Here is an 18,591-nt window from a genome sequence, read left to right as displayed (position 1 = left end):
GCAGAATGCACGCTGTGACCCGACCGACGTTGCGTGACACCGTTGCCCGCCTGGCGCCGGGGACCGGGCTGCGTGACGGCCTGGAACGCATCCTGCGCGGCCGCACCGGCGCGCTGATCGTGCTCGGCAACGACGAAAACGTCGAAGCCATCTGCGACGGCGGCTTCGCGCTGGACGTGCGCTACGCGCCGACCCGGCTGCGCGAGCTGGCAAAGATGGACGGCGCCGTGGTGCTGTCCACCGACGGCAGCCGCATCGTGCGCGCCAACGTGCAGTTGGTGCCGGACCCGTCGATCGCCACCGACGAATCGGGGACTCGACACCGGTCGGCGGAGCGGGCGGCGATCCAGACCGGATACCCGGTGATCTCGGTGAGCCACTCGATGAACATCGTGACGGTCTACGTGGGCGGGGAGCGCCACGTGGTCGCCGATTCCGCGACGATCCTGTCGCGGGCCAATCAGGCCATCGCCACCCTGGAGCGGTACAAGATCAGGCTCGACGAGGTCAGCCGGCAGCTGTCGCGGGCCGAGATCGAGGACTTCGTCACCCTGCGCGACGTCCTGACGGTGGTGCAGCGCCTCGAGCTGGTCCGGCGGATCGGCCAGGTGATCGACAACGACGTCGTCGAACTCGGCACCGACGGGCGCCAGCTGCGGCTGCAGCTCGACGAGCTGCTCGGCGGCAACGACATCGCCCGGGAGCTGATCGTGCGGGACTACCACGCCAGCCCGGAGCCGCTGTCCGAGGCGCAGCTGACCGCGACGCTGGACGAGCTGGACGCGCTCTCGGACACCGAGCTGCTCGACTTCACCGCTCTGGCAAAGGTTTTCGGCTACCCGACGACGACGGAGGCGCAGGATTCGGCGGTCAGCCCGCGCGGCTACCGCGCGCTGGCCGGCATCCCCCGGCTGCAGTTCGCCCACGCCGATCTGCTGGTCCGCTCGTTCGGGACGCTGCAGAACGTGTTGGCGGCCAGCGCCAGCGACCTGCAATCGGTCGACGGCATCGGCGCGATGTGGGCGCGCCACGTGCGGGAGGGGCTGTCGCAGCTGGCGGAGTCGACGATCACCGACTCACTGAGCTAATGCTCGTTGAGGTCAGCCGGCCGGGGGCATCGGCGGCGCCTCCGGCTGCGGCACGGCGCCGGGCTGGCCCGGTCCGGGCACCGGGCCCGGCGGCGGCGGGGGCTGATTCATGATGAACGGCACCGGCATCGAGCGCAGATTGCCCAGCTGGACGACCAGGTTGTAGGTGCCCGGCCCGATCGCCGGCCGGGGCAGCGGGCAGTGCGGCGCCGATCCCATGCCGGTCCACGTCACCGCGGTGGTCACCTGCTCGCCCGGCGTGAAGGTCTTGATCAGCGTCTCGTTGGACGGCGCGCAGTCCAGGTTCGACCACAGCCGCTTGTTGTCCAGCGAGTAGACGTAGGCCGCCAGCACCGCGGCCCCGACGTCGCGCTTGCACGCGACCAGCCCGATGTTGGTGACGACCATGGTGAACTTCGGCTGGTCACCGATGAAGTACTGGGGAGCGTTGGTCAGGCCCTTGACCGCCAGCGTCGAGTCGGGGCAGTCGTCACCCTCCTTCAGCACCGGCGGCGGCTGCACCGCGGCGGTGGGGGTGGGCGTCTCGGGGTTCTGGCCCTGCGCCGGCGGCGCCCCGGGGGCGGGGCTTTCGGGCCCCGCCGGTGGCGGCGCCTGGGGCGCGGGCGATCCGGGCTTGCTCTGCGCTGAGTTCGGCTTGTCGGCGGTGGCGGGCTTGGCTCCCGAGCTGTGCCCCATGAACGCGATGACGGTGGCGGCCACGATCCCGATCACGACGACCGCGATGCCCACGGCCAGGCCTCTGCGCCGCCAATAGATCTCGGTGGGTAGCGGGCCACGCGGTTCCAGATCGAGCACGTTCGCAGCGTAGGCCCAGGTCACGCCGATTCGGTTGACCCGCCTCGGCGTGTCGCTAGGTTTGCCGGCCAATCGCCGTGTTAGTGGCGGCCGACCGCGCGGCCCATTCGCCCGCGATCGGCCCCGCTACTCGGCGCGCTATTCGCCGATGTCGCCGACGTGGTCGCACAACGCCGCGCGCCCGTCGGCAAGGTGGTAGGTGACACCGGCCACCGCGACCGTGCCGTCGGCGATCCGCTCGGCGATCGCGGTGGACCGCGACACCAGCTGCGCCACGGTTTCGCGTACGTGTCGCTCCACGAACTCCTCGACGCGGTTGAGGCCGTCACGGCGGCCCATCAGGATCGACGGCGCGACCCGCTCCACCACGTCGCGCACGAAACCGCCCGGGATGGATCCCTCTTCGATCGCGCCCAGGGCGGCCTTGATCGCGCCGCAGCTGTCGTGACCCAGGACGACGATGAGGGGCACGTTGAGCACGCTCACCGCGAACTCGATGGAACCCAGGACCGCGGTGTCGATGGCCTGCCCGGCGGTGCGCACCACGAACATGTCGCCCAGGCCCTGGTCGAAGATGAGCTCGGCGGCGACCCGGCTGTCCGAGCAGCCGAACACGACCGCGGTGGGACTCTGCCCGGCGGCCAGGCTGGCTCGATGCTCAACACTTTGGCTGGGATGCTGCGGCTTACCGGCGACGAATCGCTCGTTACCCTCTTTGAGTGACTTCCACGCTGTTACCGGACTGGTGTTAGGCATGGCTGCCATCATGCCGGAACAACCAACGCCGGGTCCGGCATACATATCAGTTACCAATCTTTTGGCCTGGTACGAAACCTCACGCCGCGACCTGCCCTGGCGCGAACCCGGGGTGAGCGCCTGGCAGATCCTGGTCAGCGAGTTCATGTTGCAGCAGACGCCGGTGGCCCGGGTGTTGCCGATCTGGTCGGATTGGGTGCGGCGCTGGCCGACCCCGTCGGCGACGGCCGCGGCCAGCGCCGCGGATGTGTTGCGCGCCTGGGGCAAGCTCGGTTATCCGCGGCGGGCCAAGCGATTACACGAGTGCGCCACCGTGATCGCGCGCGATCACGACGACGTCGTCCCCGATGACGTCGACACCCTGCTGACGCTGCCCGGCGTCGGCAGCTACACCGCGCGCGCCGTCGCCTGCTTCGCCTATCGCCGGCGGGTGCCGGTGGTCGACACCAACGTGCGCCGGGTGGTGGCGCGCGTCGTGCACGGCCTGGCCGACGCGGGCGCGCCGTCCGCGACCCGCGACCACGCCGACGTGTCGGCGCTGCTACCCGACGACGCGACCGCACCGCAGTTCTCGGTCGCGCTGATGGAGCTGGGAGCGACGGTGTGCACCGCGCGCGCCCCGCGATGCGGGCTGTGTCCGCTGGGCCAATGCGCCTGGCGGCGCGCGGGTTATCCCGCCGCGCAAGGACCGCCGCGACGCGTCCAGACCTATGCCGGCACCGACCGCCAGGTTCGCGGCCGCCTGCTGGATGTGTTGCGCGCCAAGGATTCCCCGGCCAGTCGGGCCGAGCTGGATGTGGCGTGGCTGACCGACACCGCGCAGCGCGACCGGGCGCTGTATTCGCTGCTCGCCGACGGCCTGGTGACACAGACCCGCGACGGCCGGTTCGCGTTGGCCGGCGAGGGGTAGCGGATCACGCCCGCGGATGCGGCGCGGCCAGGAAAGCCTGCACCGCTTCGCGGTATTGGCCGGGCGCTTCGTCGTGGATCAGGTGACCCGCTTGCGGAACACGCAAATACGTTGCGGCATGGCCGCTTTCGGCCATCTGTCGCATCTGGCCCGGCGGCGTGACCGAGTTGCCGGCCTCGATGAGCAGCGACGGGGCACGCACCGCCCGCCACTGCGCCCAGTAGTCGCGGGTACCCCACTCCGCGGCGATCTCGATCCATCGCGAGGTGTGACCGTGCAGCCGCCACCCGGTTTCGGTGCGGTCGAACGCCTCCAGGAAATACTTCCCGGCGACGGGCCCGAATTCGGCGAATACCTGCTCCGCGGAATCGAATTCGACCGGAAGCGCGTGCAGCCAAGGCTCCCACGGGCCGGTGGTGCGGCCGCGAAAGTCTGGAGCCATGTCCTCGAGCACCAGAGCGGAAACCAGTTCGGGGCGCTGCGCGGCCAGGCACCACGCGTGCAGGGCACCCATCGAATGCCCGACGATCCTGACCCGCGCGCCCAACTCGTCCACCGCGTCACCCAGGTCGGCCACGAACCGCTCGGTGCTGATCGGGTGCGGATCGTCGACGTCGCGCCCCCGATGCCATGGCGCGTCGTAGCTGTAGACGGTGCCCAGGCGGGTCAGCCACGGCAGTTGACGCGTCCACGTGGTCCCGCGCCCCATCAGGCCGTGCACCAGCACCAACGGCTCGCCGCGTCCCCCGTGACGCGTCAACAAATCGCCGGGCATGTCACCATCTTGCGTGGACCGCCCTAGTTGAACGGCGCGGGGGGCGGGGTAGCCTAGCGGCATGCCGCCTGTGGTGAAGATCAACGCAATCGAAGTTCCCGCCGACGCCGGCCCCGAACTGGAGAAGCGGTTCGCCCACCGCGCGCACGCGGTGGAGAATCAGCCCGGTTTCCTCGGCTTCCAGTTGCTGCGCCCGGTCCAGGGCGAGGACCGCTACTTCGTGGTGACGCACTGGGAGTCCGACGAGGCGTTCCAGACGTGGGCGAAGGGTCCGGCCATCGAGGCCCACGCCGGCCATCGGGCCAACCCGGTGGCGACCGGGGCGTCCCTGCTGGAATTCGAGGTTGTGCTGGACGTTGCCGCAAACAAGCAGGCTGGCTAGCGGGCGGTCGGCCTGGCGCCGCGCGCTGGCGCTGAGCGCCGCCACCACACTGATCGTCACCTCGGCGCCCGGCTGCGCCCCCTCCCCCTCACCGCAGGCGAACGCGGCAAATTCGGGACGGCAGATCGACACCCGGACCCCGCCCGGCATTCGGGCCCAGCAGACGTTGGACATGCTCAACTCGGACTGGCCCATCGGGCCGGTCGGGGTCGGCACGCTGGCCGCCGCCGACAAGGTCGAGTCGGTGCAGACCACCATGGAGGCGCTGTGGTGGGATCGCCCGTTCGCCCTCGACGGCGTCGACATCGGTGCGAGCGTGGCCACCCTGCACCTGACGTCGTCCTACGGTGCCCGCCAAGACATCCGGATCCACACCGACGACGGCGGGTGGGTGGACCGGTTCGACCTGGACACCCGGGCGCCGACGGTCAAGTCGTGGCAGGACATCGACGCGGTGCTGAGCAAGACCGGCGCGCGCTACTCCTATCAGGTCGCCAAGGTCGACGACGGCCACTGCAACCCGGTGGCGGGCACCAACGCCCGCGAATCCCTGCCGCTGGCATCGATTTTCAAGCTGTACGTGTTGCATGCCCTGGCCGGCGCCATCAAGAACGGCACGGTGTCCTGGGATGACCAACTGACCGTCACCGACAAGAGCCGGGCCGTCGGCTCGTCGGGTTTGGCGCTGCCCGCCGGGGCCCACGTCTCGGTTCGCAAGGCCGCCGAGAAGATGATCGCCACCAGCGACAACATGGCCACCGATCTGCTGATCGGAAAGTTGGGCACGCAGGCCATCTCCGAAGCGCTCGCCACGGCCGGCCATCACGACCCGGCCAGCATGACGCCCTTCCCCACCATGTACGAGCTTTTCTCGGTCGGCTGGGGCAGACCCGACCTGCGCGGCCAATGGGAGCACGGGTCCCCCCAAGTGCGGGCCCAACTGCTTCAGCAGGCGAATTCCACGCCGTACGACCCGGATCCGATGCGCGCCCACTCACCCGCGTCCTCGTACGGCGCGGAGTGGTACGGCAACGCCGAGGACATCTGCCGGGTCCACGCGGCGCTGCAGGCCGACGCCGTCGGCGAGGCCGCGCCGGTGCGCGAAATCCTCTCCGCGGTGGCGGGTATCCAGCTGGACCGCAACGTGTGGCCCTACATCGGCGCGAAAGCCGGTGGCCTGCCGGGTGATTTGACGTTCAGCTGGTATGCCGTCGACAAGACGCGGCAGCCCTGGGTGGTCAGCTTCCAGCTGACCTGGCCGCGCGACCACGGGCCGACCGTGACCGGCTGGATGCTGCAGGTCGCCAAGCAGGCCTTCGCGTTGATCGCGCCGCGATAGCGCCGGCGCCGCGAGAACCGCTCGCTACTGCGGGTCCGGCCCCTGCGGCGCGGCGTGCGCCCCGGCCTTGGCCAGGTCCGGCTCGGCCGGCGGCTTGCGGGTGCCGGTGAAGGTGAACTTCGCGTCCTCGCCGGCGCTCTCGCCGTCCCAGTTGTCGACGTCGACCGTGACAACCTGGCCGGGACCGACCTCCTCGAAGAGGATCTTCTCCGAGAGCTGGTCCTCGATCTCGCGCTGGATGGTGCGCCGCAGCGGACGGGCACCCAGCACGGGGTCGAAGCCGCGCTTGGCCAGCAATGCCTTGGCCTTGTCGGTCAGCTCCATCGCCATGTCCTTGCTCTTGAGCTGGTTGCCGACGCGCTGGATCATCAGATCGACCATCCGGATGATCTCGTCGCGGGTCAGCTGGTGGAAGACGATGATGTCGTCGATGCGGTTGAGGAACTCCGGGCGGAAGTGCTTCTTCAGCTCGTCGTTGACCTTCTGCTTCATCCGCTCGTAGTTGTTCTCACCGCCACCCTGGGTGAAGCCCAGGCCGACCGGCTTGGAGATGTCGGACGTGCCGAGGTTCGAGGTGAAGATCAGCACGGTGTTCTTGAAGTCCACCGTGCGTCCCTGACCGTCGGTGAGCCGACCGTCCTCGAGGACCTGCAGCAGGCTGTTGTAGATCTCCTGGTGCGCCTTCTCGATCTCGTCGAACAGCACCACGGAGAACGGCTTGCGGCGCACCTTCTCGGTGAGCTGGCCGCCCTCCTCATAGCCGACGTATCCCGGCGGGGCGCCGAACAACCGCGACGCGGTGAACCGGTCGTGGAACTCGCCCATGTCGATCTGGATGAGCGCGTCGTCGTCGCCGAACAGGAAGTTCGCCAGCGCCTTGGACAGCTCGGTCTTACCGACACCGGACGGGCCGGCGAAGATGAACGAACCCGACGGGCGCTTGGGGTCTTTCAGCCCGGCGCGGGTGCGGCGGATCGCCTTGGAGACGGCCTTGACGGCGTCCTCCTGGCCGATGATCCGCTTGTGCAGCTCGTCCTCCATGCGCAGCAACCGCGTGGTCTCGGCCTCGGTGAGCTTGAACACCGGGATGCCCGTCCAGTTGCCCAGCACCTCGGCGATCTGCTCGTCGTCGACCTCGGCGACCACGTCGAGATCGCCGGAGCGCCACTGCTTTTCGCGCTCGGCGCGCTGGGCCACCAGCTGCTTCTCCCGATCCCGCAGGCTGGCCGCCTTCTCGAAGTCCTGGGCGTCGATCGCCGATTCCTTCTCCCGGCGCGCGTCGGCGATCTTCTCGTCGAACTCGCGCAGGTCTGGCGGCGCGGTCATCCGGCGGATCCGCATCCGGGCGCCCGCCTCGTCGATCAGGTCGATCGCCTTGTCCGGCAGGAACCGGTCGTTGATGTAGCGGTCGGCCAGGGTGGCCGCCGCGACCAGCGCCGGGTCGGTGATCGAGACCCGGTGGTGCGCCTCGTAGCGGTCGCGCAGGCCCTTGAGGATCTCGATGGTGTGCTCCACCGTCGGCTCCCCGACCTGCACCGGCTGGAAGCGGCGCTCCAGGGCGGCGTCCTTCTCGATGTACTTGCGGTACTCGTCGAGCGTGGTGGCGCCGATCGTCTGCAGCTCGCCGCGGGCCAGCTTGGGCTTGAGGATCGACGCGGCGTCGATCGCGCCCTCGGCGGCGCCCGCACCCACCAGGGTGTGCAGCTCGTCGATGAACAGGATGATGTCGCCGCGGGTGTTGATCTCCTTGAGCACCTTCTTGAGGCGTTCCTCGAAGTCACCGCGGTAGCGCGAGCCCGCGACCAGCGAGCCCAGGTCCAGCGTGTAGAGCTGCTTGTCCTTGAGTGTCTCCGGGACCTCGCCGTGCACGATGGCCTGCGCCAGGCCCTCGACGACGGCCGTCTTGCCGACGCCGGGCTCGCCGATCAGCACCGGGTTGTTCTTGGTGCGCCGGCTCAGCACCTGCATCACCCGCTCGATTTCCTTCTCGCGGCCGATGACCGGGTCCAGCTTGCCTTCCATCGCGGCGGCCGTCAGGTTGCGGCCGAACTGGTCGAGCACCAACGACGTCGAGGGGCTGCCGGACTCGCCACCGCGGCCACCGGTGCCCGCCTCGGCGGCCTCCTTGCCCTGGTAGCCACTCAGCAGCTGGATGACCTGCTGGCGCACCCGGGTCAGCTCCGCGCCCAGCTTCACCAGCACCTGCGCGGCCACGCCCTCACCCTCACGGATCAGGCCCAGCAGGATGTGCTCGGTGCCGATGTAGTTGTGGCCGAGCTGCAGCGCCTCGCGCAGGCTCAGCTCGAGAACCTTCTTGGCGCGCGGGGTGAACGGGATGTGGCCCGACGGCGCCTGCTGGCCCTGGCCGATGATCTCCTCGACCTGGCTGCGAACGCCCTCGAGCGAGATGCCCAGCGACTCCAGCGACTTCGCCGCGACGCCTTCGCCCTCGTGAATCAAACCCAGCAGGATGTGCTCGGTGCCGATGTAGTTGTGGTTGAGCATCCGGGCCTCTTCTTGCGCCAGGACGACGACCCTGCGGGCACGGTCGGTAAATCTTTCAAACATCGGGTTACCTGCTCTCCCTCAACATCGGTACAAACTAGTTAGCGGCCCTTCGAACAACCCTGCCGGTCCCCTGTGGCCGGAATCGCGTACCTGCCATCCACTGTAATGGTCGGCTTGCCGGCGGACCTAACCTTGTGCGGCCTCGTTCGCTGTCGACGCAACTCGGTCGTTCCGGCCCTGATCTCACTTGCGACTGCCTGGGGCTTTACCCGCCGTATCCCAAGAAACGTTGCAATGTCCCAATTCGTTTCCCGGGACGCCCGACCATCGTTTCGCGCCGAGCGAAATGACAAACCGGCGCCCGGGCTTGGGGCCCGGGCGCCGGTTTGAAGACTGTCAGGTTGCGGCGTGGAACGCGTCGATGACGTCGGCCGGGATGCGGCCGCGCGTCGACACGTTGTGCCCGTTCCGGCGAGCCCATTCGCGGATCGCCGCGCTCTGCTCACGGTCGATGGCGCCGCGCCCGCGTCCCGAGCCGGACCGCCCCCGCCGGCGGCCGCCGACGCGGCGACCGGCTTCCACCCACTGCTTCAGATCCCCGCGAAGTTTCGCGGCATTCTTGGACGAAAGATCAATCTCATAGGTCACCCCGTCAAGCCCGAATTCGACCGTTTCGTCGGCTGCGCCGGCACCGTCGAAATCATCGACCAAGGTGACGGTCACTTTTTTTGCCATTGGCTCACCCTCGCATTTCGTCCTGAGCAGTTGCTGAGCAGATTGGATCGACCTCCCCGGTCACCAATCTGCCATAACAACGCAGCATACTCAATCTGTACGGGCGTTGCAGGGTTGAGCTTTTCGACTACGAGTGTGGCCGAACAATGGGGAACAAAACTGTCTCCCGAATTGACAGTCCGGTCAATGTCATCAACAACCGGTCGATACCCATTCCCGTTCCGGTACATGGCGGCATCGCATACTCGAGTGCGGCAAGAAAATCCTCGTCGAGCACCATGGCCTCGTCGTCGCCGGCGGCCGCCGCGCGCGCTTGGGCGGCGAACCTCTCCCGCTGCACGACCGGGTCGTTCAATTCCGAGTAACCGGTGGCCAGCTCGACCCCGCGCACATACAGGTCCCACTTCTCGGTGACGCCGGCGATGCTGCGGTGCTGGCGCGTCAAAGGTGTTGTCTCGACCGGGAAGTCCCGCACGAACGTGGGTGCGACGAGCGCGTTGCCCACCGTGTGCTCCCACAGCTCCTCGACGATCTTTCCGTGTCCGTAACCACGGTCGCGCGGGATCTCGACGCCGAGGCGATCGGCGATGCCGAGCAGCTTTTCCACCGTCGCCTCCGGCGTGATCTCTTCACCGAGCGCCGACGACAACGACGGGTACATTTCGATCGAAGCCCATTCTCCGTCTATGTCGTAGACACTGCCGTCGGGCAGCGGTAGTTGTCGGGTTCCGATCGCCTCGTCGGCGACCTCTTGAATAAGCTCGCGCGTCACAACCGCCGAATCGTCATACGTTCCGTACGCCTGGTAGGTCTCGAGCATGGAGAATTCGGGAGAATGCGTGGAATCCGCACCTTCGTTTCGAAACACGCGATTTAGTTCGAAAACTCTGTCGAAACCGCCGACCACGCACCGCTTGAGGAACAGTTCCGGTGCGATCCTCAAGTAGAGATCGATGTCCAGCGCATTGGAATGTGTGATGAAGGGCCGCGCGGCCGCGCCGCCGGCGAGCGTCTGCAACATCGGGGTTTCGACTTCGAGAAAGCCGCGGCGCTCCAATGCGTTGCGGATGGCGCGGATGACCGCGATCCGCTGCCGGGCGACCGTGCGCGCCTGCGGGCGGACGATCAGGTCGACGTAGCGCTGCCGCACCCGCGCCTCTTCACTCATCTCCTTGTGCGCGACCGGTAGCGGACGCAACGACTTCGACGCCATCCGCCACGAATCGGCCAGCACGGACAATTCGCCGCGCCGTGAGCTGATCACGTTGCCGTGCACGTAGACGATGTCGCCCAGGTCGACGTCGGCCTTCCACGCGTCGAGGGATTCGCGGCCCACCTTGTCGAGGCTGACCATCACCTGCAGCGTGGTGCCGTCGCCCTCCTGCAGCGTGGCGAAGCAGAGCTTTCCCGAGTTGCGGGCGAAGATCACCCGGCCGGCGACGCCGACGACGTCGTCGGTCGCGGTGTCGACCGGCAGGTCGGGGTGGGCGGCGCGGACCTGCGCCAACGTGTGGGTGCGTTCGACGGCGACCGGGTAGGGGTCGCGCCCCTCGGCGAGCAGCCGAGCGCGCTTGTCCCGGCGGATCCGGTACTGCTCGGGAATATCTGGCTCGTCGGCACTCACGACGTGCCAGCTTAAATCAACTCTCGTGGTGCCCTTGACCGGCGGGCGCCCTAGCGGGCGGTCTTCAGCCGGCCGCGCTGGGCGTCGCGGTTGCGTTCGAAGACCAGCCGCAGGCCGTGCAGGGTCAGGTGCTGTTCGTAATGGCTGACGGTCTGCAGCTCGGGCAGCAGCAGGGGCGCGGTGTGTCCGGTGGCCACGATGGCGACGTCGTCACCGGCAAAGCCGTCCACGTCGTCACGGATGCGTCCGACCAGGCCGTCGACCAGACCGGCGAACCCGAACACCGCACCGGCCTGCATGCACTCGACCGTGTTCTTGCCGATCACCGAACGGGGCCGGGTCAGCTCGACGCGGCGCAGCGCGGCCGAGCGGGCCGCCGCGGCATCGGAGGAAACCTGCAGCCCGGGCGCGATCGCGCCGCCGAGGAATTCGCCCTTGGCCGACACGACGTCCACGCAGATCGAGGACCCGAAGTCGATGACGATGGCGGCCTGACCGAACTTGTGAAAGGCCGCCAGGCAGTTGACGATTCGGTCGGCGCCCACCTCTTTGGGGTTGTCCACCAGCAGCGGGATGCCGGTGCGCACCCCGGGCTCGATCAGCACGTGGGGCACCGACGGCCAGTACTGGTCGAGCATGAGCCGCACCTCGTGCAGCACCGAGGGGACGGTCGACAGCGCGGCGGCGCCGGTGAGCCGCTCGGAGTCGTCGCCGATCAATCCGTCGATGGTCAGCGCCAATTCATCCGCGGTGATCTCCGATTCGGTGCGGATCCGCCACTGCTGCACGACGTTTGCGTGCTCCTTGGCGCCCGATATGAGCCCGACGACGGTGTGGGTGTTACGGACGTCGATCGCCAGCAGCACGGCTACCGCGCAACGATCCGGGGATCCAGCAGCTCGGCCGCGTCTTCGGGCACGAACGCCGGGTCGTGGCCGAGGTCGACCGGTTTGTTGTCGGCGTCGACGAAGACGATCCGCGGCCGATACGCCCGGGCCTCCGCCTCCTCCATGGTCCCGTACGCGATCAGGATCACCAGGTCGCCCGGGTGGACGAGATGCGCTGCGGCACCGTTGATCCCGATCACGCCGCTGCCGCGTTCGCCGGTGATGGCGTAGGTGACGAGGCGGGCGCCGTTGTCGATGTCGACGATGGTCACCTGTTCGCCTTCGAGCAGGTCCGCCGCGTCCATCAGATCGGCGTCGATGGTCACCGAGCCCACGTAGTGCAGGTCGGCCTGCGTGACGGTGGCCCGGTGGATCTTCGACCTGAGCATCGTCCGTAGCATCAATTCCTCCAAGGTGATTGGGCGTATTCGTGATTGCCGTCCGGCCCTGAGGTGCCGGCGGGTGTTTCGATCTGCATTTCGATGTTGTCCAGCAGCCTGGTGGTGCCCAGCCGGGCGGCGACCAGCAGCCGGGCCGAACCGTGGGCGGGCGCCGGCCCGAGCCCGGCGTCGCGCAGCTCGAGGTAGTCGACCGTGAGCGCGGGGACGGCGTCGAGCACCGCGCGCGCCGCGTCCAGCGCGGCCGCGCCGCCGTGGTGCGCGGCGTGGGCGCCAGCAGTCAGCGCGGCCGAAAGCGTCACCGCCAGTTCGCGTTGCGTGGGGTCGAGGTAGCGGTTGCGCGACGACATCGCCAGGCCGTCGGATTCCCGGACGGTCGGCACCCCGACGACCTGGGCGTCGATGTTGAGGTCGGCGACCATCTGGCGGATCATCACCAGCTGCTGATAGTCCTTCTCGCCGAAGAAGATCCGGTCCGGGCGCACGATCTGCAGCAGCTTGCACACGACGGTGAGCACGCCCGCGAAATGGGTGGGCCGGTGGCGGCCCTCGAGCTCGGCGGCCAGCGGTCCGGGCTGCACCGTGGTGCGCAGCCCGTCGGGATACATCGCGGCGGCCGTTGGGGCGAAGACGATTTCGACGCCTTCTGCGCGCAGCAGCGCGAGGTCGTCGTCCATGGTGCGGGGATAGGCGTCGAGATCCTCACCGGCGCCGAATTGCAGGGGGTTGACGAAGATCGAGACCACGACCACCGAGCCGGGCACCCGCTTGGCCGCCCGCACCAACGCCAGATGGCCGTCGTGCAGCGCGCCCATGGTGGGCACCAGCATCACCCGGCGGCCGGTGTGGCGCAGGGCGCGGCTGACGTCGGTGACATCACGCGGGTTCGGGTACAGGTTGAGTTCGCCCGCCTTGAAGGCCGGGGGTTTTGCTCGGGTCATGGCGCCAGCACCTCCACGACGTCCTGGGGGGCGTGCGCGCGCTGCGCGGTTCGCAGGGCGTTCACCCGATACGCCTGCGCCAGTTCGGGTCCGACCCCGGCCAGGGCCGCCAGATGCCCGGCGACCGCGGCGGCGTCGCCGCGCGCGACCGGGCCGGTGAGCGCGGCCTGCCCGCGTTGCAGGGTGTTCTCCAGCGCCGCCCGGGCCAGCGGGCCGACGATGCGTTCGGCGATGCCGCCCGGCTGGTCGTCGACGGACTGTTGGCCGAGCAGCTCGCTGCCCCGCAGCGCGGCGCGCAGCGCCTCCAGGGCGTCGGCGAGCACGGTCACGATGTGGTTGCCCGCGTGGGCCAGCGCCGCGTGGTAGAGGACGCGGGCGTCCTCGGCGACGCAGAACGGCTCCCCGCCCATCTCCAGGACGAGCGATTGACCGATCGCGTACCCGACCTCGTCGGCCGCCGTGATGCCGAAGCAGGTGTCCGGCAGCCTGCTGATGTCCTCGTCGGAGCCGGTGAACGTCATGGCCGGGTGGATCGCCAGCGGGATGCAGCCCTGCGCGGCCAGCGGCGCCAGGACGCTCACCCCGTTGGCGCCGGACGTGTGGACCACGATGGTCCCGGGCCGCACGGCCGACGTCGCGGCCAGCCCGGATACCAGGCCGGCGAGTTCGCTGTCGGGAACCGCGAGCAGTAACAGCTCGGCGCCGGCGGCGACGTCGGGCGGCGTCGCCACCGGGGTGTCGGGCAGGCGGCGCTGCGCCCGCTGCCGCGACGCATGGGAGATGGCGCTGCACGCCACCACGACGTGGTCCGCGCGCTCCAGCGCGACACCGAGCGCGGTGCCCACCCGGCCGGCGGAGATGATTCCCACCTTGAGCCTGGCCGGGCGCAGACCGTCGAACTGCACCATCGCAGACGACCTCACAGATTTCTTGTTCGTTCCGGTCCCACCAGGTGGGTACCGTTCGGTCACCAAGACTCTAGTCGATCACCAGGCGTTTCCCAATGTGAGGAAGCTCCCAGCTCAGCCTTCGCGGCGGCGACGCCGGCCGCCCTCGGAGGGCTGCACCTGCAGGCGGGCCAGCAGGTCGGCCACCGACTGGCCGCCCGTGGCGGTGGTCTCTCCGGCGGCGCCGGCGTCCTCGCGCTGGGGATCACCGCCGTGCCGGGGCGTGTGCTCCGGTGCCGGCGGCGGCGCCAGCCGCGGCGGCGGGGGCGCGCCGGCGGGCGGGCCCTGCTGCACCGGGGGCTCGGGCGGCGGGGGCGGCGCCGGGGCCGGTGGCTCGGTGCCGGGGGCGAAACTGCGCACCCCGTAGTCGCGGTACTCCGCCGAATGGCGTGACCGTGCCCGGCGGCCGGACTCGGCGTAGGGCGGTTGGGGCAGGGGCTCGACGGGCAGGCCGTCCCAGGCTTCGTCTCGGTATTCGTCCCGGGCTTCGTCCCGAGGTTCGTCTCGGGACTCGTCGGGGCCCGAATGCCGGGCGCGCCGCCGCCCGCCCGCCGGTTCCCCGGGGGCGTCGGCGCCGGTCCAGTTGCTGCCCGGTGTCCCGGGTGGCAACCACTGGCCTTCCGCGGCCGTCGGCTGCCAGTCCTGGCGGTGCCGCTCCGCCCGGGGCGCAGGCTGTGGTTCGGGCTCCGGCGGAGCCTGCGGTTCGGGTTCGGGTTGCGGTGGCGGTTGCTGGCGGGGTTCGAACCGGGGCTCCGGCGGCGGTGGGGCGTAGGCCGGCTCCGGCGCCGGATACGCGGGTTCTTGGGGCGGTTCGTACTGGTAGCGGGGCCGTTCCCGACGGGGTGGCGGCGGTTGGCGGGGCGGCAGTAGGGGTTCTTCGGGGACGTCGATGATGGCCGTCTCGTCGGCGCGGCCGCGCGGGTTGTCCTGGGGCACCGAAGTGACCCGATCGCTGGGCACCCAATCGACGGGGTTGTCGCGGGGGGTCTCGCCGTTGCGATCCCACTCGCTGTAGGCGCGCTCCGGTTGCGGCTCGCTCTCGACGGTCCCGAGCGCGGGGCGGTGCGCGAGGTCGGTGTCGAACAGGATTTCCAGGCTGGTGCGCAAGGCGCTCAGCTCGGCGCGCAGTTCGGCCAGATCGTCGGCGGCCTGGGCGCGCAACTCGGAGGCCAGCTCGCGACGCAGCTGGGACTCCACGGTCAGTTCGTATTCGCGCCTGGCCGAGATCTCCCGGTCGAGCTGGAGGTCGTAGACCAGCTTGAGATCGCGGACGCGGGCTTGATCGGCGTCGCTTTGGCGGCGATAGAGCACGGAAACGAAGGCGCCGGCGACTGCGGCCCACAGCGCCAGGATTACAGCGAGCTTGAGGAGTTCCACCCGATTGGTGAAAACCAATGCGGAACTGGCACCTATCGCGAGGACCAGCAACGCGGTCAAGAGCACCCACCCCGGCCTGCGGCCGCCGCGCCGCACCCGGGCGCCGCGGGACAGAACGGTCATGGCCTGACTGTACCTGCGCGAGGTCAATCCGCGTGTCGCCCTACTCCGGCGATTCTCACCTGGGTTGATCCGCCGATCGATCGGCGCTAGGTTTCGGCGCCCTCGCCGCGCTCGGTCGGGTCGTACGGGGACTTGCAGCAATGTTGCAGCCACAGCGCGGCGACCACCAATGCCAGCGCGCTGATGGCCGCCACCACCGTTCCGGTGGTGTCCTCGGCGGCGGCCCGCAGCCAGGACCGGCGCGGCAGGAAGTACACCAGCAGTCCCACCCACCAGCCCAGCATCAACGCCCCCACCCAGGCCGACGCCTTGGCGACCATCAGGCTGCGTGCCACCGCAAGCGGATGCAACCTGCCCCGACCGGGGCCGATTTCGCCGTCGGCGATCTTGGCGCGCACGTAGCGCGCCCACAGCGCCTCGCCGATGGCCACCGCCAGCAACGACAGGCCGGTCAACACCGTGATCGGGGGAAACCACCGGTACAGGCCGTTGACCAGCAGGTAACCCAGCACGGCGGCGCCGACCACCGCGGCCGTCAGGTCACGCTTGCGGGTGGGCCCCATCAGGTTGTGAGCTCGAGCGTCAGGTCGGAGCGCCGTACGGCGGCACGGTCGGCGGGCTCCAGTTCGGCCAGCAACTGCGCGACGGGACGCGGCCCTTCGGCGACCGTCAGCCGAGCGTCCGGGTCGACCGCCAGCCAGGGGATCAGCACGAAGGCCCGCAAATGGGCCAGCGGATGCGGGAGCGTCAGGTTGTTCTCCCGCGAGGTCACCTCAGCTTGCCCGTAACAGGCGATCAGGTCGACGTCGAGGGTGCGCGGCCCCCAGCGCTCGCCGCGGACCCTGCCCGCCGCGCGCTCGAACTCCTGCGCCCGGGCCAGCCAGCCCTGCCCGTCGCAGGCCGGGTCGTCGGCGATCAGCACCGCGTTCAGGAACGGCGCCTGATCGACCCGGCCCCAGGGGTCGGTCTCGTACACCGGTGACACGGCGAGCACCGCGTCCCCCAGCCCGTCGACGACCGACTGCAACCGCGCCAGCCGGTCCCCCAGGTTGGACCCGATGGACAACACCACTCTGGTCATCCGCGCCACTCCTCGATCCCGGCTCCGCACAGGACCGAGCCGGCATCATCGTCGTCAACACGCGTCATAACGGCACCACCGAACCCCGGCCACCGCGCCGGGACCGCCGCACCACCACCGAGACGTCGGCGAACTGCTGCGGGATCGGGGCCTGCGGCTTGTGCACCACCACCTCGACGGCGTGCACGCGTTCGTCGTCCATCACCTCATCGGCGATCTGGGCGGCGACGGTCTCGATCAGGTTTCGCGCGGGTCCCGCCACGACGTCGGCCGCCAGCCGGGCCAGCGCGCCGTAGTCGTAGGTGTCGGTCAGGTCGTCGGTGGCGGCGGCCGACGCCAGATCGATCCACACGGTGACGTCGACGACGAAGTCCTGCCCGCTCGCGCGTTCGTGGTCGAAAACCCCGTGTTGCCCGCGAACCTTCAACCCGCGCAACTCGATTCGATCAGCCATCGTGTTCAGCCAGCCCAGTGTGCGTCTCGTCGTTCCACGCCGCCACGACCTTGAGCGCATCGACCGTGGCGCGCACATCGTGCACCCGTACCCCCCAGGCCCCGTGCAGCGCGGCGAGCGCGGAAATCACCGCGGTCGCCGTCTCACGCCCGTCGGGGGGCCGCGGCGAACCGTCGGGCCCGGCCAGCAACGTACCGAGGAACCGTTTGCGCGACGCGCCCAGCAGCACCGGGATCCCGGTGGCGACCAATCGCGGCAGCGCATGCAGCAGCGCCCAATTGTGTTGTCCCGTCTTGGCGAATCCCAGCCCCGGATCGATCATCAGCTGAGCGGGATCGACACCGGCGGACACCGCGGCGTCGACACTGGCAAGCAACTCGGCGCGCACCTCGGCGACCACGTCACGATAGTCCGGGGCCGCGTGCGGACGCTGCGCCGACACGGAGCGCCAATGCATCAGCACCCAAGGCACTTTCGCCTCGGCCAGCAGCGGCGCCATGGCGGGATCGGCCCGGCCGCCGGACACGTCGTTGACGATCCGCGCGCCGCTGCACAGCGCCGCCCGCGCGACGTCGGCGTGCATGGTATCGATGCTCACCGTAATGCCTTGCGAGGAAAGCTCTTTGACCACGGGGACGACCCGGGAGGCCTCGACACGGGCGTCGACGCGCGTGGCACCGGGACGGGTGGATTCTCCCCCGACGTCGACGATGTCGGCGCCGTCGGCGGCCAGCGCCAATCCGTGTGCCACGGCTTTGTCGGGGTCGAGATAGCGGCCGCCGTCGGAGAACGAATCGTCAGTGACGTTCAGAACTCCCATTACCTGCACAGGCGCCAGGCTCACTTCCGCAGGATGAGGTCGAGCGCCTCGGCTCGAGAAGCGGCGTTCGTTTTGAATATTCCGCGCACCGCCGAGGTCGTGGTCGTCGCTCCGGGCTTGCGGACACCGCGCATCGCCATGCACAGGTGCTCGGCCTCGACCACGACGATCACACCGCGCGGATTGAGCTTTTTCACAAGGGCGTCGGCGATTTGGCTGGTGAGCCGTTCCTGCACCTGGGGCCGCTTGGCGTACAGATCGACCAGTCGCGCGATCTTCGACAGGCCGGTGACCCTGCCGTCGTTGCCCGGGATGTAGCCGACGTGGGCCACCCCGTGGAACGACACCAGGTGGTGTTCGCACGTGGAGTACAGCGGGATTTCCTTGACCAGCACCAACTCGTCGTGATCCTCGTCGAACATGGTGTTCAACACGCTGTCCGGATCGGTGTAGAGCCCGGCGAACATCTCCCGGTAGGCGCGGGCGACGCGGGCCGGGGTTTCCCGCAGCCCGTGCCGGTCCGGGTCTTCGCCGATCGCGCACAGCAACTCGCGGACCGCGGCCTCGGCACGGTCCTGGTCGAAGACCCGCATCTTGGACATCGCGGTGTCCGGCAGTGCCATCGAATCC

20 protein-coding genes are annotated in these 18,591 nt (G+C 69.4%); 4 read left to right on the top strand and 16 right to left on the bottom strand.

The window, feature by feature from the left end; genetic code table 11:
• The first annotated feature begins 5 nt into the window (after positions 1 to 5).
• Positions 6 to 1,088, top strand: a complete 1,083-nt coding sequence (disA, locus tag P6281_RS02390) for a DNA integrity scanning diadenylate cyclase DisA (RefSeq protein WP_008263522.1) — start codon at positions 6 to 8, stop codon at positions 1,086 to 1,088.
• A 12-nt stretch (positions 1,089 to 1,100) separates the two neighbouring features.
• Here disA and P6281_RS02385 read toward each other — a convergent pair whose 3' ends face one another.
• A complete protein-coding gene (locus P6281_RS02385; protein ID WP_014941218.1) occupies positions 1,101 to 1,904 on the bottom strand; it encodes a hypothetical protein in 804 nt (267 codons plus the stop codon).
• Positions 1,905 to 2,042: 138 nt separating this feature from the next.
• Positions 2,043 to 2,660 carry a carbonic anhydrase gene (locus tag P6281_RS02380; protein WP_008263518.1) on the bottom strand — a complete coding sequence of 206 codons (618 nt, stop codon included), beginning with the start codon at positions 2,658 to 2,660 and terminating at the stop codon, positions 2,043 to 2,045.
• On the opposite strand from P6281_RS02380, the gene P6281_RS02375 reads away from it, so the two are divergent.
• Positions 2,659 to 3,570, top strand: coding sequence for an A/G-specific adenine glycosylase (locus tag P6281_RS02375; RefSeq protein WP_324738602.1), 912 nt, complete (start codon positions 2,659 to 2,661; stop codon positions 3,568 to 3,570). The genes P6281_RS02380 and P6281_RS02375 overlap by 2 nt on opposite strands.
• 4 nt (positions 3,571 to 3,574) lie before the next feature.
• On the opposite strand, the gene P6281_RS02370 is transcribed toward P6281_RS02375, so the two are convergent.
• Entirely contained in the window at positions 3,575 to 4,345 is a 771-nt protein-coding gene (locus tag P6281_RS02370; protein WP_014941216.1) for an alpha/beta fold hydrolase, read from the bottom strand.
• Positions 4,346 to 4,406: 61 nt separating this feature from the next.
• Between P6281_RS02370 and mhuD the strand changes: the two genes are divergently transcribed.
• Positions 4,407 to 4,727: a mycobilin-forming heme oxygenase MhuD gene (gene mhuD / locus P6281_RS02365; protein WP_043954357.1), complete on the top strand. Its 321-nt coding sequence runs from the start codon at positions 4,407 to 4,409 to the stop codon at positions 4,725 to 4,727.
• Positions 4,702 to 6,066: a serine hydrolase gene (locus P6281_RS02360; RefSeq protein WP_026071445.1), complete on the top strand. Its 1,365-nt coding sequence runs from the start codon at positions 4,702 to 4,704 to the stop codon at positions 6,064 to 6,066. Before mhuD ends, P6281_RS02360 begins: the two co-directional genes overlap by 26 nt.
• Positions 6,067 to 6,090: 24 nt before the next feature.
• Here P6281_RS02360 and clpC1 read toward each other — a convergent pair whose 3' ends face one another.
• From clpC1 to folE, 13 genes are all read right to left on the bottom strand, one after another.
• Positions 6,091 to 8,634 (bottom strand): ATP-dependent protease ATP-binding subunit ClpC, encoded by a 2,544-nt coding sequence (clpC1, locus tag P6281_RS02355; RefSeq protein ID WP_008263504.1) that lies wholly within the window; start codon positions 8,632 to 8,634, stop codon positions 6,091 to 6,093.
• Between the two features lie 336 nt (positions 8,635 to 8,970).
• Positions 8,971 to 9,309 carry a histone-like nucleoid-structuring protein Lsr2 gene (gene lsr2, locus P6281_RS02350; RefSeq protein WP_008263502.1) on the bottom strand — a complete coding sequence of 113 codons (339 nt, stop codon included), beginning with the start codon at positions 9,307 to 9,309 and terminating at the stop codon, positions 8,971 to 8,973.
• Between the two features lie 127 nt (positions 9,310 to 9,436).
• A complete protein-coding gene (lysS, locus tag P6281_RS02345; RefSeq protein WP_008263500.1) occupies positions 9,437 to 10,933 on the bottom strand; it encodes a lysine--tRNA ligase in 1,497 nt (498 codons plus the stop codon).
• A 50-nt stretch (positions 10,934 to 10,983) separates the two neighbouring features.
• Positions 10,984 to 11,799 (bottom strand): type III pantothenate kinase, encoded by an 816-nt coding sequence (locus P6281_RS02340; RefSeq protein ID WP_008263499.1) that lies wholly within the window; start codon positions 11,797 to 11,799, stop codon positions 10,984 to 10,986.
• A gap of 2 nt (positions 11,800 to 11,801) precedes the next feature.
• Complete coding sequence (gene panD / locus P6281_RS02335; RefSeq protein ID WP_008263496.1) at positions 11,802 to 12,221, bottom strand: aspartate 1-decarboxylase; 420 nt, start codon at positions 12,219 to 12,221, stop codon at positions 11,802 to 11,804.
• A complete protein-coding gene (panC, locus tag P6281_RS02330) occupies positions 12,221 to 13,159 on the bottom strand; it encodes a pantoate--beta-alanine ligase (protein WP_008263493.1) in 939 nt (312 codons plus the stop codon). The genes panD and panC overlap by 1 nt, the downstream gene beginning before the upstream one ends.
• A complete protein-coding gene (locus tag P6281_RS02325; RefSeq protein ID WP_008263492.1) occupies positions 13,156 to 14,067 on the bottom strand; it encodes a Rossmann-like and DUF2520 domain-containing protein in 912 nt (303 codons plus the stop codon). The genes panC and P6281_RS02325 overlap by 4 nt, the downstream gene beginning before the upstream one ends.
• 114 nt (positions 14,068 to 14,181) lie before the next feature.
• Positions 14,182 to 15,606 (bottom strand): DUF6779 domain-containing protein, encoded by a 1,425-nt coding sequence (locus P6281_RS02320; RefSeq protein ID WP_014381726.1) that lies wholly within the window; start codon positions 15,604 to 15,606, stop codon positions 14,182 to 14,184.
• 86 nt (positions 15,607 to 15,692) lie between these two features.
• Entirely contained in the window at positions 15,693 to 16,169 is a 477-nt protein-coding gene (locus P6281_RS02315) for a DUF3180 domain-containing protein (protein ID WP_008263488.1), read from the bottom strand.
• Positions 16,169 to 16,687 carry a 2-amino-4-hydroxy-6-hydroxymethyldihydropteridine diphosphokinase gene (gene folK, locus P6281_RS02310; protein WP_008263487.1) on the bottom strand — a complete coding sequence of 173 codons (519 nt, stop codon included), beginning with the start codon at positions 16,685 to 16,687 and terminating at the stop codon, positions 16,169 to 16,171. Before folK ends, P6281_RS02315 begins: the two co-directional genes overlap by 1 nt.
• 64 nt (positions 16,688 to 16,751) lie before the next feature.
• Positions 16,752 to 17,141 carry a dihydroneopterin aldolase gene (gene folB, locus P6281_RS02305; protein ID WP_008263472.1) on the bottom strand — a complete coding sequence of 130 codons (390 nt, stop codon included), beginning with the start codon at positions 17,139 to 17,141 and terminating at the stop codon, positions 16,752 to 16,754.
• Positions 17,134 to 17,985 carry a dihydropteroate synthase gene (folP, locus tag P6281_RS02300; RefSeq protein ID WP_085976422.1) on the bottom strand — a complete coding sequence of 284 codons (852 nt, stop codon included), beginning with the start codon at positions 17,983 to 17,985 and terminating at the stop codon, positions 17,134 to 17,136. Before folP ends, folB begins: the two co-directional genes overlap by 8 nt.
• The gene (gene folE / locus P6281_RS02295; RefSeq protein ID WP_014378981.1) at positions 17,982 to 18,584 is read right to left on the bottom strand and encodes a GTP cyclohydrolase I FolE; all 603 of its coding nucleotides are present in this window, start codon (positions 18,582 to 18,584) and stop codon (positions 17,982 to 17,984) included. The genes folP and folE overlap by 4 nt, the downstream gene beginning before the upstream one ends.
• Positions 18,585 to 18,591: the final 7 nt, after the last annotated feature.

Origin of the sequence: Mycobacterium sp. 5-140-3-2, from assembly GCF_035666375.1 — a bacterium.
GTDB classification, from domain to species: domain Bacteria; phylum Actinomycetota; class Actinomycetes; order Mycobacteriales; family Mycobacteriaceae; genus Mycobacterium; species Mycobacterium intracellulare.
This window is presented reverse-complemented; position numbering and strand designations above follow the sequence as displayed.

Coding starts and splice junctions, on each gene's coding strand:
- disA (WP_008263522.1), top strand. CDS start 6: ATGCACGCTGTGACCCGACCGACGTTGCGTGACACCGTTGCCCGCCTG.
- P6281_RS02375 (WP_324738602.1), top strand. CDS start 2,659: ATGGCTGCCATCATGCCGGAACAACCAACGCCGGGTCCGGCATACATA.
- P6281_RS02380 (WP_008263518.1), bottom strand. CDS start 2,660: ATGCCTAACACCAGTCCGGTAACAGCGTGGAAGTCACTCAAAGAGGGT.
- P6281_RS02370 (WP_014941216.1), bottom strand. CDS start 4,345: ATGCCCGGCGATTTGTTGACGCGTCACGGGGGACGCGGCGAGCCGTTG.
- mhuD (WP_043954357.1), top strand. CDS start 4,407: ATGCCGCCTGTGGTGAAGATCAACGCAATCGAAGTTCCCGCCGACGCC.
- clpC1 (WP_008263504.1), bottom strand. CDS start 8,634: ATGTTTGAAAGATTTACCGACCGTGCCCGCAGGGTCGTCGTCCTGGCG.
- lsr2 (WP_008263502.1), bottom strand. CDS start 9,309: ATGGCAAAAAAAGTGACCGTCACCTTGGTCGATGATTTCGACGGTGCC.
- panD (WP_008263496.1), bottom strand. CDS start 12,221: ATGCTACGGACGATGCTCAGGTCGAAGATCCACCGGGCCACCGTCACG.
- panC (WP_008263493.1), bottom strand. CDS start 13,159: ATGACCCGAGCAAAACCCCCGGCCTTCAAGGCGGGCGAACTCAACCTG.
- P6281_RS02325 (WP_008263492.1), bottom strand. CDS start 14,067: ATGGTGCAGTTCGACGGTCTGCGCCCGGCCAGGCTCAAGGTGGGAATC.
- P6281_RS02320 (WP_014381726.1), bottom strand. CDS start 15,606: ATGACCGTTCTGTCCCGCGGCGCCCGGGTGCGGCGCGGCGGCCGCAGG.
- P6281_RS02315 (WP_008263488.1), bottom strand. CDS start 16,169: ATGGGGCCCACCCGCAAGCGTGACCTGACGGCCGCGGTGGTCGGCGCC.
- folK (WP_008263487.1), bottom strand. CDS start 16,687: ATGACCAGAGTGGTGTTGTCCATCGGGTCCAACCTGGGGGACCGGCTG.
- folB (WP_008263472.1), bottom strand. CDS start 17,141: ATGGCTGATCGAATCGAGTTGCGCGGGTTGAAGGTTCGCGGGCAACAC.
- folE (WP_014378981.1), bottom strand. CDS start 18,584: ATGGCACTGCCGGACACCGCGATGTCCAAGATGCGGGTCTTCGACCAG.